At 54.6% G+C, this 16,730-nt stretch carries 12 protein-coding genes; 7 read left to right on the top strand and 5 right to left on the bottom strand.

Annotated features, from left to right (window positions below):
- Positions 1 to 49 precede the first annotated feature (49 nt).
- The 6 genes from gshA (at position 50) to EK22_RS16400 (ending at position 9,138) form a co-directional block, all read left to right on the top strand.
- Positions 50 to 1,636 carry a glutamate--cysteine ligase gene (gshA, locus tag EK22_RS16425; RefSeq protein WP_081917932.1) on the top strand — a complete coding sequence of 529 codons (1,587 nt, stop codon included), beginning with the start codon at positions 50 to 52 and terminating at the stop codon, positions 1,634 to 1,636.
- 16 nt (positions 1,637 to 1,652) lie between these two features.
- Positions 1,653 to 2,384, top strand: a complete 732-nt coding sequence (locus EK22_RS16420) for a phosphoadenylyl-sulfate reductase (protein WP_020158014.1) — start codon at positions 1,653 to 1,655, stop codon at positions 2,382 to 2,384.
- 172 nt (positions 2,385 to 2,556) lie between these two features.
- Positions 2,557 to 2,958 carry a hypothetical protein gene (locus tag EK22_RS16415; RefSeq protein WP_020158015.1) on the top strand — a complete coding sequence of 134 codons (402 nt, stop codon included), beginning with the start codon at positions 2,557 to 2,559 and terminating at the stop codon, positions 2,956 to 2,958.
- A 792-nt stretch (positions 2,959 to 3,750) separates the two neighbouring features.
- Positions 3,751 to 5,802 carry a TonB-dependent receptor plug domain-containing protein gene (locus EK22_RS16410; RefSeq protein WP_036252717.1) on the top strand — a complete coding sequence of 684 codons (2,052 nt, stop codon included), beginning with the start codon at positions 3,751 to 3,753 and terminating at the stop codon, positions 5,800 to 5,802.
- Between the two features lie 73 nt (positions 5,803 to 5,875).
- The gene (locus tag EK22_RS16405; protein WP_235209430.1) at positions 5,876 to 6,385 is read left to right on the top strand and encodes a YfiR family protein; all 510 of its coding nucleotides are present in this window, start codon (positions 5,876 to 5,878) and stop codon (positions 6,383 to 6,385) included.
- Entirely contained in the window at positions 6,382 to 9,138 is a 2,757-nt protein-coding gene (locus tag EK22_RS16400) for a response regulator (protein WP_036252713.1), read from the top strand. Before EK22_RS16405 ends, EK22_RS16400 begins: the two co-directional genes overlap by 4 nt.
- Positions 9,139 to 9,585: 447 nt before the next feature.
- Here EK22_RS16400 and EK22_RS16395 read toward each other — a convergent pair whose 3' ends face one another.
- The 3 genes from EK22_RS16395 to metE form a co-directional block, all read right to left on the bottom strand.
- Positions 9,586 to 10,704 (bottom strand): methyltransferase, encoded by a 1,119-nt coding sequence (locus tag EK22_RS16395; protein ID WP_036252711.1) that lies wholly within the window; start codon positions 10,702 to 10,704, stop codon positions 9,586 to 9,588.
- A 14-nt stretch (positions 10,705 to 10,718) separates the two neighbouring features.
- Positions 10,719 to 11,339 carry a TetR/AcrR family transcriptional regulator gene (locus EK22_RS16390; RefSeq protein ID WP_036252709.1) on the bottom strand — a complete coding sequence of 207 codons (621 nt, stop codon included), beginning with the start codon at positions 11,337 to 11,339 and terminating at the stop codon, positions 10,719 to 10,721.
- Positions 11,340 to 11,796: 457 nt separating this feature from the next.
- Positions 11,797 to 14,082 carry a 5-methyltetrahydropteroyltriglutamate--homocysteine S-methyltransferase gene (gene metE / locus EK22_RS16385; RefSeq protein ID WP_036252707.1) on the bottom strand — a complete coding sequence of 762 codons (2,286 nt, stop codon included), beginning with the start codon at positions 14,080 to 14,082 and terminating at the stop codon, positions 11,797 to 11,799.
- Positions 14,083 to 14,185: 103 nt separating this feature from the next.
- Between metE and EK22_RS16380 the strand changes: the two genes are divergently transcribed.
- Entirely contained in the window at positions 14,186 to 15,070 is an 885-nt protein-coding gene (locus EK22_RS16380) for a LysR substrate-binding domain-containing protein (RefSeq protein ID WP_036252706.1), read from the top strand.
- A gap of 315 nt (positions 15,071 to 15,385) precedes the next feature.
- On the opposite strand, the gene EK22_RS16375 is transcribed toward EK22_RS16380, so the two are convergent.
- Together EK22_RS16375 and EK22_RS24740 are read right to left on the bottom strand one after the other, a co-directional pair.
- Positions 15,386 to 16,237, bottom strand: a complete 852-nt coding sequence (locus EK22_RS16375; RefSeq protein WP_036252704.1) for a TraB/GumN family protein — start codon at positions 16,235 to 16,237, stop codon at positions 15,386 to 15,388.
- A 216-nt stretch (positions 16,238 to 16,453) separates the two neighbouring features.
- Entirely contained in the window at positions 16,454 to 16,654 is a 201-nt protein-coding gene (locus EK22_RS24740; protein WP_161786456.1) for a hypothetical protein, read from the bottom strand.
- Positions 16,655 to 16,730 lie beyond the last annotated feature (76 nt).

Raw genomic sequence — 16,730 nt, 5'->3', positions numbered from 1 at the left:
CTATAATAGACCGATTATATCAGGACTGCAGGGTACAGACGCCCAATCTATGACTCATTTGAATAATAAGCTTTCAACACGCCTGGTCCAGATTCTGGAAAACGGCCAACAGCAACTGCTCCGCGGGGGATTTAAAGGCATCGAAAAGGAAAGCCTTCGCATAGCCAAAGACGGCTTCATCGCGCAAACCCCGCATCCGAAAGCATTGGGGTCCGCCCTGACCCATCCGTATATCACGACGGATTATTCCGAAGCCCTCATTGAATTGATCACGCCGCCGTTTACCGACATCAAGGACTCGCTGGCATTTCTGGACAAAACGCACCAGTTTGTTTATGACAACCTGGACAACGAAATGCTGCTGGCCGCGAGCATGCCCTGCGGCATCGACGGCGATGAAAGCATACCGATTGCCCAATACGGCTCATCCAACATCGGCCGCATGAAGCATATCTACCGGCACGGCCTGTGGCATCGCTATGGCAGGACCATGCAATCCATTGCCGGCATCCACTTCAACTATTCCGTGCCCGAAGCCTTGTGGCCTGTTCTGTACGCGCAGGAAAATCCGGATGCCAGCCTGGAACACTTCATATCCGAGTCCTATTTCGCATTGATCAGAAATTTTCAGCGCCGGGGTTGGCTGATCCTGTATCTGTTCGGCGCCTCGCCCGCCATCTGCAAAAGTTTCTTCAAAAGCCGCCCGTCCCTGATGGACGGGTTTGAGGAATTCGACCCGGGCACCCTGTATCATCCTTATGCCACCTCATTACGCATGAGCGATATCGGCTATAAAAGCAAAAATCAGGCTAACTTGCGGATTGATTACAATTCGCTGGCCGGTTATGTCGCCAGCCTGAGCCAGGCCATCGCCACACCCTATCCGGAATACGAACAAATCGGCACGGTCGTGGACGGGCAATACCTGCAGCTGAGCAGCAATATCCTGCAGATCGAGAACGAGTTCTACAGTACGATCCGGCCTAAACAGATTGCCGAATCCGGCGAAAAACCGACACTGGCGCTCAAGCGCCGCGGCGTCCGTTACGTGGAAATGCGCTCGCTTGACCTGGATGTCTTCAACCCTATCGGCATCGACGAAGACAAAGCCCGCTTCATAGAGGCGCTGCTGCTGACCTGCCTGTTGAAAGACAGCCCGCTGAAATCGGAACAGGATCAGCAGATCAACAATGCCAATCAGCTGGCTGTGGCGCAATTCGGCAGAAAGCCCGGACTGGAACTGAACAGAGACGAGCGAACCATGCCTTTACGGGACTGGGCCAGCGAAATCCTGGAAGACATGTGGCCGATTTGCGAGATCCTGGACGGCGACGATGCAAACAAACCCTACAGCCAGGCCCTGAAGCAGCAGCAAGCAATCGTCGACAATCCCGACCTGACCGCCTCGGCGCGCATACTGGAGCACATGGGGCAGCAGCACCAGGAATTCGGCTGCTTCTCGCTGAACAAATCGGCCGAGCATGAACAGTACTTCCGGCAACGCAAGCTGGATGACCGCAATACCGCGCAATTCAATGAACTTGCCGAGCAATCGCTGGCCAAACAAAAAGAAATCGAAAGCCGCGACCAACTGCCTTTTGACGAGTTTTTAAAACACTATTTCGCGCAAAGCTGACGTTAAACCGACCAACATGACCGCATTCAATATCGAGACCTTACAAACCGAGCTGGCGCAGAAAAACCCGCGCGCCATCCTCAAAAAAGCCCTGGAGCTGTTCGACAACATTGCCATTTCCTTCAGCGGCGCCGAAGATGTCGTGCTGATCGACATGGCCGTCAAGATCAGGCCGGACATACCGGTTTTCTCGCTCGATACCGGCCGCCTGCATCCTGAAACCTACCGTTTCATCGAGAAAGTCAGAAAGCATTACCAGATCGACATTGAGCTGTTGACCCCGGACCGGGACATACTGGACCGCTTCGTCAAAAGCAAGGGCCTGTTCAGCTTCTACGAAGACGGCCATCAGGAATGCTGCGGCATCCGCAAAGTGGAGCCCTTAAAACGCAAACTCGCGCATCTGGATGCCTGGATTACCGGCCAGCGCAAGGACCAGAGCCCCGATACGAGGCAAGCCATTCCCGAAGTGCAAATCGATACCGCGCTCTCCACGCCGGAACACACACTGGTTAAATTCAACCCGCTGGCCAACTGGACGTCGGCACAGGTGTGGGATTACATAGAAGCCTGGCAGGTGCCCTACAATGAACTGCACGAGAAAGGCTTCGTCAGTATCGGCTGCGAGCCCTGCACGCGCCCCATCCTGCCCAACCAGCACGAACGAACCGGCCGCTGGTGGTGGGAATCGGGGGCCAAAAAAGAATGCGGCCTGCATGCGGGCAATTTAAAAGGTAAAGACGAATAACTACCGAAAGCGCCGGTTCCTGCACGGCTTGCGCCTTGTGCTTACAGCCGGCCGGCAACCCGCATACAGGGTCTGTCTCGTATGGGCTGCCGGCTTTCCGGCCATGGCACTCAACTTGCTAGTTATGCTCCTACCAAACGATTAAATTCAGATCAACCTGTAGGAGTACCGGATGAGTATCTATCTAAACGCGGTGATCGGCAGCCGGGAACTGGAAGGCAGCGCCATCGACAAGGCAATTATGACGATGGCGCTGCGTCTGGCAAAAGCGCGCAAGACATTGGAAAATAATGGAGGAATGGCTGTTGACCTGACGCTGCTGCTGCCGGGCAAAACGCACAAACCCGATTTTAAAGGCATGCGCATGACGCGTTTTTCCAGTACCGAGGGCGTGCTCTATATCGAGTCTGCCGTACCGGAGAAAATGTTGCATTCGGAACAGGCCGAACTTTATGTGTCGGCTTTGTTACAGGATGCGGTGGACAATGCCGCGGACTATTTTTCCGACCGGGGTTTGGCTTTTTCCCATACCCAGTGGCAAAGCCTGCTGCAGTCGGACGGCAACGAGCCGTAGTCTTCAAGCCGGCATCATCGCCTCTTCCCTTTTAGATTGTCAGGCGCACGACCTGAACATGGGCGCCGCCCTTAACAAGGCGGATACTCTATCGTCCGGCAAACAGAGCTAACGGATATCGTCAGCCCCGCCCAAATTGCGTCATTCCCGCCTGTCGGCGGGCGCCTTTTAGAAGCGCGCCAGACAATAGCACGGCAACTTTGAACCGACGATCTTTCGACCGCCGAGCTTGCACAGTGCTCATTATCAAAACTGATTCAACCTTACAGTAGCTAATGAGCCATGAACTTGGTAAAGTGCACTTTTTGACCGATCCCGCATATCAATTTCGCTTTACGGCCTCTTAGGCACGGGAATGAAACAAGCCCCGCGATTGATGCAGGATTTCTGTTCATGTTCAGGGCGCGGAAACAAACGCATGGCAAGCTGAGTAGCTGTTTGCGCAAAGCTTCCGCTCCTTGCTCACGCCCCTTGCCTACATCCCTGTAGGCAAGGCCTGAGAAGGACGGAAAGACAAGTCAGTTGCGAGAGCTGTAAAAATTCACGTTCCCAGTTATGAAGACAGGATGAAAAACGCTTCATTGCGATGGGCTGACGCTGGCCTGATATGGAAATAACGGCATTCTCCATGAAGTTAATACAACAGAAACAATGGATAACGTTCCGGAGCGACACGCCTCCGGATCGGAACTGACCAGGCAATTGCCGCGTTTGTTAGGAGTTGATTAATCCAAGACTGATCAACGCTTGAAGAAACTCAACAGCTATTCCTCGTTTTGAGGCATATAAGCGATGAAACGTAAAATAATAAAAAATCTGGCGGGCGGTTTATTCGCGCTTACAATTCCGTGCGAGTGCGCTTTCGCTTCTGCCCCATTGTCCTGCGATACGATTTCCGAAACCGATATTGTCGACCTGGATTTATCCGAACTGGCCGAGGTGCCGGTTTTTTTATCCGCTAACCAGAAGGCGACGTGCACCAGCCAGGCCGCCGGCATTGTGACCGTGATCTCGGGCCAGGAAATCCGCAACATGGGTGCCCGGGACCTGATCGACGTGCTGCAACTGGTGCCCGGTTTCAGTTTCGGTGTCGACACCTCCAATGTCGTGGGCCTGGGCATTCGCGGCATTCAGGCGCATGAAGGCAAGGTAGCGGTTTTTGTCGACGGTATTAATTTAAATGAACATCGGTTTGGCACGACCCAGTTCGGCAATCATTTTTCAACGGAACAAATTGACCGCATCGAAATCATTCGCGGCCCCGGCTCCATTATTCACGGTAATTTCGCGGAAATGGGCGTGATCAATATCATCAGCAAAAGCGCGGCCCAGATAAACGGCGTCAAAGTGAGCGGACAGTATGGCCGCTATGAGCGCGGCGAAGCCCGGAAAAACGCGGAACTGGTCGCCGGAAAAAAATGGGAAGACTGGGAAATCAGCCTATCCGGCAAATACGGTCGAGCCCATCGAAGCGATAGGATCTATCAGGACGCGGTAGGGCAAAGCTTTGACATGGCCGACCAAAACGAACTCGATTCAAGAATGATCAACCTGGGCGTTAAATACAAGGAGATTGGCCTGCGCTTTCTCGCGGATGATTACAGCGTCAACAGCCGCGACGGTTTTGCCGCCACAATGAGCGAACCGGGCCGGTACCTGACCAACCGCTTTACAACATACGCGGCCAACTTGAATTTCCAGCATGATTTTACCGAAGCCATACAATTGGATCTCAACGCCCAGTTTTCCCACCAGAATCCCTGGGAACGGACCCGAAAGCATTTAGACGGACAACCGCCGTTATTGCGCGAGCAAGTGTTCGTCGATTTTTACAAGTTCGACGCCAAAACCACGCTGGCGTCGGAAAAAGGCGACTATCTGGTGCTGGGCAACAGTTTCGCTTTCAATAAATTCGACCTCCGCGAGACCGGCGCGGGCGGTCTGAAAACGCCTTTGCCGACCTTCAGCGATTACACCGCCTACGCCGAGGCCAGCTACGCCTTTCCCTGGGTTACCATGCTGGCCGGATTGCGCTTCGACGCCTACAATGAATACGGCACCAACCTGGCCCCGCGCTTTGCCCTGACCAAGGATTTCGGCCGCTTCCACTTCAAGGCCCTGTACAGCCAGGCTTTCCGCATACCGACCGGCGGCAATTATCAAAAAAACGCGGAATACAATCTTGGCCGGCCGGCGGCGGAACAAATCGGCCAGGTCAATCCTGAGAGAACCTACACAGCCGAAATCGAGTTCGGCTATCAATTGCTCGATAACCTGGATTTAACCATCAACCTGTTCGATATCCGCAGCAAAAATATCATCCTGTATCAGATTGATGAGAATGATGACGATTTTTACATCAACGCCGCCGGCCAGAATACCCGGGGCATCGAAACCGGCTTGCTTTATAACGCTAATGGCTGGGGCTATTTGAAGCTGGATTATTCTTATTATCAGTCGACCCGCAATACGGCGGACAAATATAAAATCATCGATGCCCAGGGCCAGATACATGACCGGCTGAATGTCGGCTTTCCCACCCACAAAGTGACCTTGAACGCGCATGCCGCCATTACGCCGTCGTTTTCCATTAATCCGACCTTGATATTCGTTAGTGATCGCTACGGCTATACAGGCGATCGCCTGACACACCACGCGCCGTCCTGGAACGCCAACGTCTATTTCCGCTACCAAAATTTGCTGACCAAGGGGCTGGAAGTCGGATTAGGCGTTTATGATATTTTTAACGAACGCTTCGAATACGTCCAGCCTTACCACGGCGGCCATCCTGCCTTGCCGGGACCAAGCCGGGAAATCATGCTGAAGCTGTCCTACCAGTATTGATGATGCTCATTCTTTCCCTCCGACCCGATAAGTTGAAACGATAAAACCGGATATGCGCATCATGCAGTTGCTAATGAAGTCGGTTTTGGTATTGGCTTTGCTATTGAGCCAAGGCTGGGCTATGGATCAACGGGAGCTGACGATTAAAGCGGCTTACCTTTTCAGGTTGTCGCTGTTCGTCGAATGGCCGCCATCCAGCCTCGACTCGGCCGGATCGGAACCGATGCGTTTTTGCATTGCTGGCGATCAAGGCACAACCGAATCCCTGGAGACGCTCCTGGCCGGCAAAGCGATCAATCAGCATAAAATAGAAGTGGCCGAGGTACAGCCGCGTGACGATTTATCCGCCTGCCATTTACTTTATCTTCCCGAATACATCCGATCGCCCCAACCCTTTCTTCAAGCGGCCGCCTCCTACCCGATCCTGACTGTCGGCGAAACCGAGGCTTTCTATCGTCAGGGCGGTATGATATTTCTTTACAATAAAGGCAACAGGATTCGATTCGCTATCAATGAACAAGCCGCCAAAGAGGCCGGTTTGGAATTAAGAGCGCAATTATTACATTTGTCCCAACAACCATGATACATACCCAACGCTCCATTAAAAACCGACTTTTTTTCATCATAGTACTGACCAGCACGATCGTGCTCTTGATAGCGGGCCTGCTGTTCATCACCTTCAGAATGATGCAATTGAAGCAGGACATGACCAACAGCCTGACCATCCAGGCCGGCGTCATTGCCGACAATGCCAAGGCCAGCATCGTGTTTAAAGACAAAGACGAGGCCAGCAACTCATTGGCTTCGCTGCAATACGATCCCCAGGTCATTTATGCCGTATTGCTGAACGACGAAAACCAGGTCCTTGCACGCTATCAGCGACCCGACAGCGACTTGTCGAAGGCGCCCCGGATCGTTGACGCGTTTTTGACCGACAGCCCGATTTTCAGCGAAACCGAGCGCTATCTTGTCCATGCCCGGCCGATTTACTCACAAGCCAATAAAATCGGCCACGTGATTCTATATGCCGACTTTTCGCGCTATCGGCATCTGCTGGCCCACACCGCGCTGGTAGTGGGTATTGTCATTATACTCGCCCTGATTGTGGCCTTGTGCTTGTCCTATCTCCTGCAAAAGCTCATCTCGAAACCGATCGAATCGCTGGCCGACTTCGTCTGGACCGTTATCGAAGGGCAAAATTATGAATTGAGGGTAGAGAACAAAAGCTATGCCGAAATCGAACGGTTGTCGGACGCCTTTAACAAATTGCTGGAGCAAATCCATTATGCGATATCGGCGCGCGACCAGGCGCAAATGCAATTGAAAAAATATAGCGAGCAATTGCAGGATTTGGTGTATGACCGGACTCGTCAACTCGAAAACGCCAAAGAAGCCGCTGAAGCGTCGTCCAGAGCCAAATCGGCGTTCCTGGCCAATATGAGTCATGAGATCCGCACCCCGATGAATGCGATTGTGGTTTTTACCCGTCTGGCACTGAATGCATCGGAGTCCCCCCATCAGCAACAGCAACTGAAGCGCGCGCTTGAATCGGTCGATTTGCTGCTGTCCCTGATCGACGATTTACTCGATTTCTCGCGCATTGACGCCAATAAAATGGAACTGGATTATCAAGACTGCGATTTGTTTGAAATCCTGACCAGCATCAATCAAATGCTGACCGCCAAGTTTGTCGAAAAAGAGCTTGAATTCATTATCGACGTCTCCGAAACAGTGCCCCGGCATATCTGGACCGATTCACTGCGGTTAAAGCAGGTGCTGATTAACCTGCTGACCAATGCGTTAAAGTTTACCGAAAGAGGGCAAGTGCGCTTGTCCATCTCCCCCGATAAGAATGGCCCATCGCCGCAAATAAACTTCAGCATCAGCGATACCGGCATCGGCATGGACCGAAAAACACTCGACAGAATCTTCGAAGTCTTCAGCCAGGGCGACGTATCGACCACACGCAAATACGGCGGCACCGGACTGGGACTGAGTATTTCCAAGAAACTGGTGACCCTGATGGGCGGCAATCTGAATGCTGAGAGCCGCCCCGGACAGGGCAGCCGCTTTTCATTTTCATTACCGCTTAAACCGGTACTGGCCGAAGCTGAAACTGATAATGCCATTGCCATCGACCGGTCCGTACCCATGCCGGACGTCATGGTCGTCGAGCCCCGTCAACAGAGCCGGACGCATCTGGTTGGACTCTTGCAATCGCTAGGCTGCAAAGCCGACAGTGCGGAAACAGGCAACGGCGCATTAAATCAGCTGACGCGCCATCACTACCGCCATTTGCTGATCAGTCGGAATTTGCCGGATATTGATGCCTTGAAACTGGTCCGCCTGATCAGAGCCGAACCCCGGTTATCGGGACTCTCGATTTCGCTGATGGACAACCTGCTGGGCGAACAAGCCATCAAGCAGTTTTCCGAAACCGACACCCCGGTAGGCTACCTGAAAACCCCTGTTTTCGATCGGGTACTGCTTTATCGGCATCTGGTCTCGGGGCAACAGGAAAACGCCCCCCGGATATTGCCCCAAGCCGAACCGCCGGTCCAATTGTTTAAATTATCCTGCGTTTTGATTGTTGACGACTATCACATTAACCGGCTGCTGGTCATGGACATTCTTCAAGACCAGGCGGAACGGTTTCTGGAAGCCGTCAATGGCCGGGAAGCAATCGAAATCCTGCAAAAGGAAAAGGTGGATCTGGTGCTGATGGATATTCAAATGCCGGAAATGGACGGTTACGAGGCAACCCGGCGGATTCGCCAGCAACTCCAGCTCACATCTTTACCGATCATCGGCATGACGGCTTTTGCCGGCGAAAGCGACCGCCGTCAATGCTATCAGGCGGGCATGAACGACGTTATGACAAAACCCATCGATATCGAACAATTAAGGAAAATATTCCACCAGCTCAGCAAGGGGCAGGCCAGATTCGCGGCAGTCAACAGCGCCGCCGGCGCCGACCCGGCGCTCACCAATTATCGCTTGCCCGGCATAGACGTCGAAAGCGGCCTGTCGCGACTGCATAACGATGAAAAGAAATACAAAAAACTGCTCGAGCTGTTCTACAACAGCTATCAGGGCAAGGAAAACCTGTTGGAAGACTATCTGGAGCAAAAAAACTGGGCCGGTGCCGAAGCCTGGCTGCATGCCTTGAAAGGCATTTGCGCCAATCTCTCCATCTCCAGCGTCAATGACAGCTGTGTAAAACTTCACCAGCAATTGCAGAATCGATCCGTTGAGCCGAAGGACCTGCAGCAGTTCAAGCATCGCTTCACCGAAGTCATTAGTGGCCTGCGGCAAGTGGCTGAATCGGAGCCTTAAACCGGACCAGAACGGACACGCGCAACCACGGCATTCACATAACTCCAGATCAATCCGTCATCAAAAAGATACGGGAATGTGAAAGTTGGCGATACTAAGGATTTGGCTAAAAATGACTTCCTGAAATTAGAGTCTTGCATAGGATGTGCTGACCCAAAGCAAGCGCTCTAGGCGGCGCAGTGAAGCGCATCGCTCGCGAACGATGCGCCTCCTGTCGTCGGCACATCCTATGTTTAAACAGGGAAATTATTTATGACCAAATCCTCAGTAATAGGCATGGAATAAATCCGCACCTACACCGGAAATTCCTCCGCGCACTTGAGGAAGTTATTTTATGCGCACTCCTAACCAACACCTTAAAACTTCGTGCGCTTCATGTCCTTGTGGTTAAATTTTTGATTCATAAAATGTTTGCGCGCGATTTAACCCGAGGCACGGACACGACCTTCATTGCCCCGGCCGCAGCACCAGTACTTTCGCGAACGATTGCAGGCTCACCTGTTCTTCCAGCACCAGGCCGCAGCGGTCGAACAACTTTTGCCATTCATCGAGCGTCCTTTCCTTTCCGCGGGTAGCCATGAACATCTGCATGTCGACTGCGGCACCGGCAAAGTCGGCCCGAGATTCGGGCAGAACCAGCTCCATCAGGGCAATGCGGGCGCCCGTTCCGGCGCAGGCGCTGACGATATTGCGCAGAGCCTTGACGCAATGATCGTCATCGAAGCCGTGCAGGACGGCGCTGAGCAGGTAAATGTCCTTGTCGCTGGCCGCCGCCGGAACCGATTCGAACAGATCGCCGGCCTGAAATTCCAGGCGGGCGAGCAGGGCCGGCTCCTCGCGCCCTGTCCAGTGTTGCGCCGCTTCACGGATAACTTGAGCACGGTCCACTACCAGGGCAGTCAGATGCGGGTGATGTTTCAGAATGGCAAGGGATTTACTGCCGTTCGAGCCGCCAACATCGATGACGCGCTCGAACCGTCCCCAGTCAAAATCCCGCGCGAAGCTGTCGCCGGTCAGCGCTTCCACGCTGTCCATCGCCCGCGAGAATAAGCGATCGAACTCGGGATGGGCATCCATATAGCCGAACATTGCCTGTCCATGCGTTAGCTGGAACGGCACCTCACCGTTTCGCACGCCCCTTTCCAGCTGTTCGTACCACGGCCGGCTCATCGCTTCCGAGTTGTGCATCAGAATCATCGCGCGCACGTTTTTCGGGTTGTCCTCGCGCAGATAGGCAGACAGGCCATTGTTGCGGAACACGCGGGGCGACGCTTCCTCGAACACGCCCAGCGCCGCCAACAGCCTGAGCAGCCGGTAAACGGCATCAGGCTCCGCAACAACGCGAGCGGCAATCTCATCGACCGTGAGGTGCTCGTTGCCCAGCACCGTGGCAATATCGAGCCGGGCGGCGACGTAAAGCGCCCGCGACTGCCAGAACGCCGAGCCGATCTGGATGAGGCGAAACGGCGGCGGCGTGATCTTGTTCGGGATGTTTTGCAGCCAGCCGGCGAATTTCATCAGGCCGGAAAACCGTCGAACGGCGCCGGCATTTTTCTGTAACGACAAGGAAGTTCCTCCTGTTATGGGGGCGCGGCCGGCGCAAGGCCCGCCGTAAAAAGCCGGCCGTTGAAATCGGCCAGCGCTTCAAGGAAAGCGGCATCCAACGCGTGGCCCATTTGTTCCTCAAAAATATCTTTCAACAGCATCGGCGTCATGGCCAGACTGACGAAAGCCATCCTGAGGACATCCGGGTCCACCGACGGAGCGATCTGCCCGTACATTTTCAAGTCGGCGACCTTTTTCGCGCCCCGCGTGCGCCCGCGTTCCAGCATCTGTTGGATAAAACGCCGCCCCGGCCCCTGGTTCAAAGCCAGCACTTTCAGGATCAGTTTGGGAAATTCCGGCCGTTCGGTCATCGTGTCGTAATAGAGACGAAGGAAGGCTGAGAATCCTTCCGCCGACGACAGCATCGGCCCGTCCAGCACATCCAGCAACGGGCTCAGCGTATCCCGGATCATCTCCTCGTACAGACCTTCCTTATTGCCGAAGTAGTAGCGGATCATGGAAATGTTGGCATCGGCTTTTTCGGCTATCAGCCGGGTAGTGACCTTATGGTATTCATCGGCCAAAAAACATTCCAGTGCGGCCTTGAGCAGCCGCGTCCGGACGGGGTCGGGAGGTTGTTGCCGGGCAATATTCATCGCATTCTCCTGATAGCAAGTGATCAGGAGTAGATTAGCATCCGCATGCCGGTATCAACAGCCTTTTAGTCAATCAATTCATGCTGTCTGATTGACTTATGAAATCCCCGCTTCTTGCGGATACCCAATCCGTCATTGAAACTGAGTAGGGTACCAGACTGTGAAAGAATTAGTGAAAAGCGTCATAAAAAGCCTTATTCACCACGAAGATCACGAAGGACACGAAGAAAAAATATAATTAATCAATAACTTAAAACTTCGTGTGCTTCGTGTCCTTCGTGGTTAAATCTTTTAAATTGAATACTTTCACAGTCTCGTACGCACCGCGTACCTTTTTCAAAACATTCCGAGTGAATTATCCTCAAAAATGGTACGCGATGCGTACCCTACAATGGAGATGCAAGCGGGACAACGTTCCAGAAAATTGCTCGTTGATAAATCCGATCAGCCCGACGCGCTACCCTTCGGCCTCGGCAGAACGCATTATTTTCGCCGCTTCGACCATATTGCCCAGCGCTTTCCGGACTTCCTCCCACTGCCGCGTTTTCAGGCCGCAATCCGGGTTGACCCACAGCTTCTCGGGGCTGATCCGTTCGCCGGCCCTTTTCAGCAGCGCGACAATGGCTTCGGTCGTCGGGATATTCGGGCTGTGGATATCGTAAACGCCCGGCCCGATGTCGTTCGGATAATCGAAATCGATAAACGCATCCAGCAGTTCCATATTGGAACGCGACGCCTCGATAGTGATCACATCGGCATCCAGTCCGGCAATGGCTTCGATGATGTCATTGAATTCCGCATAGCACATGTGCGTGTGAATCTGCGTGGCGTCCTGAGCGCCGCCGGCGCTGATGCGGAAAGCGCGCCCCGCCCAGTCCAGATACTCGGTCCATTGCGCCTGGCGCAGCGGCAGTCCCTCGCGGAAGGCCGGCTCGTCGATCTGGATCACCGGGATGCCGGCCTGTTCGAGATCCAGCACTTCATCGCGCAAGGCCAGCGCCAGCTGGTAGGCCGTGACTGAACGGGGCTGGTCATCGCGGACGAACGACCAATTCAGAATCGTGACCGGGCCGGTCAGCATGCCTTTCATCGGCTTGCCGATCTGGCTCTGCGCATAACTGATCCAGCGTACGGTCATGGGCGCAGGCCGGCTGACGTCGCCGTAGATGATCGGCGGCTTGACGCAGCGCGTGCCGTAGGACTGCACCCAGCCATGGGCAGTGGTCAGGAAACCCGCCAGCTGTTCGCCGAAGTACTCCACCATGTCGTTGCGCTCCGGCTCGCCATGCACCAGCACATCGAGGCCCAGTTCATCCTGCTCCCGGATGCAGTATTCGATCTGCTGTTCCATCAGCTGGATATAGTCCTGTTCGCTGAGCAGGCCCTGTTTGAAATCGTGGCGCACCTTGCGGATCTCCGGCGTCTGCGGGAATGATCCGATCGTCGTGGTCGGATAGCGGGGGAGCTTGAGCCTGATCTGCTGTTGTTCCCGTCGTACCGCAAAGCCGCTCTGCCTCCGGTCCATGGTTTCATCGATGGCCGCCACCCGGGCCTGCACCGCCTGATTATCCCGCAAGCCGCTTTCCCGACGTGCGCGGACCGCCGTTCTTGATGCCGATAATGCCGGCTCGGCGGCATCCGCCCCTTGTTCGAGAGCCTGGCGCAATACCGCCAGTTCCGTCAGCTTTTGCCGGGCAAACGCCAGCCAGGGCTTAACCTTCTGATCCAGCTCAGCCTCGAGTTCCAGATCGATCGGCACGTGCAGCAGTGAACAGGAAGGCGCCAGCCAGAGCTCGCCCTTGAAACGCTCCCGCACGCCGGCAACGGTCGCCAGGGCCGCATCCAGATCGGTACGCCAGACATTGCGCCCGTCGACCAGCCCCAGCGACAGCACCTTGTGATCGGCAAAATTGTCGAGGACGTGCGTCAGTTGCCCGCTGCCTTTGAGCAGATCGATATGAAGTCCCGCGACCGGCAGCTTGCAGGCCAATGAGGCGTGCGCATTCAACTCGCCGAAATATGTGGCCAGCAGAATCTTGACGCCATTGTTCTGCAGGCGATGATAAACGGCTTCGAAGGCGCTGCTCCAGGCGACGGGCAGATCCAGCACCAGAGCAGGCTCGTCAATTTGGACCCACTCCACGCCCTGCCCGGCCAGCCGCAGCAGGATTTCGCCGTAAACCGGCAGCAGGCGCTCCAGCAAATCCAACTTATTAAAGCCGGTCTCGGATTTTGCCAGCCACAGCCAGGTCAGCGGCCCCAGCAGCACCGGTTTCGGCTGATGGCCCAGCGCCTGCAGTTCACGCGTCTCGTCGAACAGCTTGGTGCTGGACAGGGCAAACGACTGGTCCGGCGCCACTTCCGGGACCAGATAGTGATAGTTGGTATCGAACCACTTGGTCATTTCGCAGGCCCGAAACGCCTGTCCGTCCCTGGCCCGGCCCCGCGCCATCCTGAAATAAGCCTCCGGACCGACCGGTTGCGCCGCCGGCCCGAAGCGCTCAGGTACGACGCCGAGCATGACGCTGGTATCCAGCACGTGGTCATAGTAAGAGAAATCGCCGACGGGGATAAGATCCAGTCCGCAGTCGGCTTGCAGCCGCCAGTGGCGCTGCCGGATGTCGGCGGCAATGCCGTCCAGGTCCGGCTGATCGATTTCGCCCCGCCAGTAGCGTTCCAGGGCGAATTTCAGTTCGCGGTTTTCGCCCAGGCGGGGAAAACCCAGGTTATGCGTTTTTATCATTGTTATTGCTCTCGTCGTGAATTAAGGGACAGGCGCATTGTAAGGCTTGCGTAACATGATAAATATTGATAGTTTCTCATTATTTCATGAGAAAAATTCATAAATGGAACTGATTCATCTGCGCATCCTGCTGGCGCTGAAACAGAGCGGCACGTTAAGCGCGGCCGCCGACCAACTGCACCTGACCCAATCGGCCCTGTCCCATCAGATGAAGAACCTGGAACAGCGCCTGGGCGTCGTCCTGTGGCGCAAGCAGGGCCGGCTGCTGGTGCTGACCCAGGCGGGAAAATACCTCTCCGAGGTCGCCGAATCGGTCATCGCCACCGTTGACTCCGCCGAACAGCACCTGACCCTGCTGGGCGCCGGAAAAACCGGCAAACTGACCGTCGGCATCGACTGCCATGCCTGCTATGAATGGTTCCGCACCATTCTCCAGCCCTATCTGCTGGCCTGGCCGGAACTGGAGGTCGAAGTCACCTCCCGTTACCGGTTCAATTCCCTTGAAGCCATCCGGCACTACAAGCTGGACGCGGTCCTGACCTCCGATCCCGCCTTCGACGGCGCGCTGCACTATCAGACCCTGTTCGATTTTGAACTGGTGCTCATCGTCGCCAGCCGGCACCGGCTGGCCGGACGCGGCTTTATCGAGCCGTCGGACCTGCGGCAGGAAACCGTACTGACCTATCCGGTTGACCGGGAACGCCTGGACATGTTCCGGAAAGTGTTGCAGCCCGCCGGCATTGAGCCGTTGAACCACATCACCGTCGAGGAAACCGACATCATGCTGCAACTGGCGGCCAGCCAGCGCGGCGTCTGCCTGCTGCCGGAATGGCTGCTGACGGAAAAAGCCGGCAAGCTGTCGCTGGACAGCCTGCGCTTCAACGGCCTGCCGTTGACCAAGACCATGTATCTGGCGACCCGCCATGAAGACGTAACATTGGAATACATTCAGGGATTGATCGGGCTGGCGTCGAATAAGCCGGGCTAAGCCGTTATGCTCTGGAATTTTTTCAGGACGGTAGGTAGGCTAGTGCTCAGTCAATATTAATATGCCGGGTAAACTGTAGGGGCGAACCTATGTGTTCACCCTTGCCCAACGGTTTCCCCTCGGCCAATGGTTTCCCGGTAACCTGTCGTGCACCGGACACAGGGCGGACACGCTGGTCCGCCCCTACGGTTCATTCCGGAATTGGAAATGGACCTTGTGGTTGTTTCGGCAATCCCGTCGGTGCGAATTTATTCGCACTATACGAATAACCCTCTGGAGGCCAGAAGTAAATCCGTACCGCATTGATTATACTCGTCAAAACGGCTCCACCTTATAACCACGCTGACGCAATTGCGCCAGCAGACCGTCTTCTCCGGCCAGATGCAGCGCGCCGACTAAAATCAATTCCGTGTCCGGCGTATTCAGAAACGCTTCAATCTGCGGCAGCCAGCTCAGGTTACGCTCCACCAGCAGCATATGATAAAGGGCGGGATAGTCTTTACGCATAGGCGTAATTCCCAGCGCTTCCAGCTGCGTTAAATCGCCGTTGCGCCAGGCCTTTTTCACGTCACCCATCAGCACGGGCAACTGCTCTAACTCGTCGAGGGTGTTCAAGATCAGCTCATCTTCATGGCCTTTGGCCAAATTCTCCAGCACATCCATCTGTTTAGAAACGCTTTCCAACTGCCCCAGGCTTTTGCCGTCGGTTAAAGCCTGCTGATTAAAAAACGCATCCACGCCGGCATCCGCCAGTCCCAGACGCTGCAATTCCGTCATTATCAGGGTCATCATCACCAGGACAGGTTTAGATTGCTGAATGGAAGCAACCGACATATCCAACTTTTTCAGATACGCTTCCAACGCCTTGTAAGTAGAGGGCTTTAGGTTGTTTTCCAGGCTCTGCCCTTCGGGATACATCAGTCTGCCGAGCAACCGGGATTGAATTTCCGGTTCGTGCAGGGCATCCAGATCGGTTTCCAGCACCAGCATCCGAGCCTTGGCATAGGCCAGGCCGAATTCTTCCGGCAAGGGATAATCGCTTTTACCGAGCACATGCACAGTGCCGCCGATAAATAATTCCGTATCGCCCCGGCTGACGCGCCACAGCGAGGTATCGGGAAAAGCCTGCAATGGCATGAGCAGGCAGAGGAAGATCAAGGCTCTCATATTTTGTCTCTTTTAGATATCAAGGTTTTAAAGAGTTTAGTATATTCACGCAAAATACGGAGCAAACGATGTCACCGGTTAATTGCAATCGCTTTTATTGCCATGGTCGCTGTATTAAAGGATGTCCTGAACGCAGTAAAGCGCATCAATCGCGATCAATGCGCATCTTCATATCACAAAACGAACGTATTGCAACCGCGCCCGGATGGCTTTACGTTATATCACCATGAGCGAGAATCGGGCCCCATGGCCGAGCCGATAGAATTCGACACAGAACGCCAACGGCTCGCGGCGGACTATGGACCGTTCGCTGCGCTCAATGCGGATTCTCGGGTCATGCAGTTCTTCCCTGCGCCGCTCGACCGTATCGCGAGCGATGCCATGGCAATGCGCTAATGCACAGTTACTCGAGGACATTTCATTATCAATAAAGCGCTGTCAGCATCATACAAAAACTTCGATGAATCCTTAAAAAAACAACGTAGCCCGCTTG

It is taken from the genome of Methylobacter sp. BBA5.1 (assembly GCF_000746145.1).
Taxonomy (GTDB): Bacteria; Pseudomonadota; Gammaproteobacteria; order Methylococcales; family Methylomonadaceae; genus Methylobacter; species Methylobacter marinus.
Note: the sequence above shows the minus strand (reverse complement) of the source record. Positions and strands in the feature narration are given on the sequence as shown.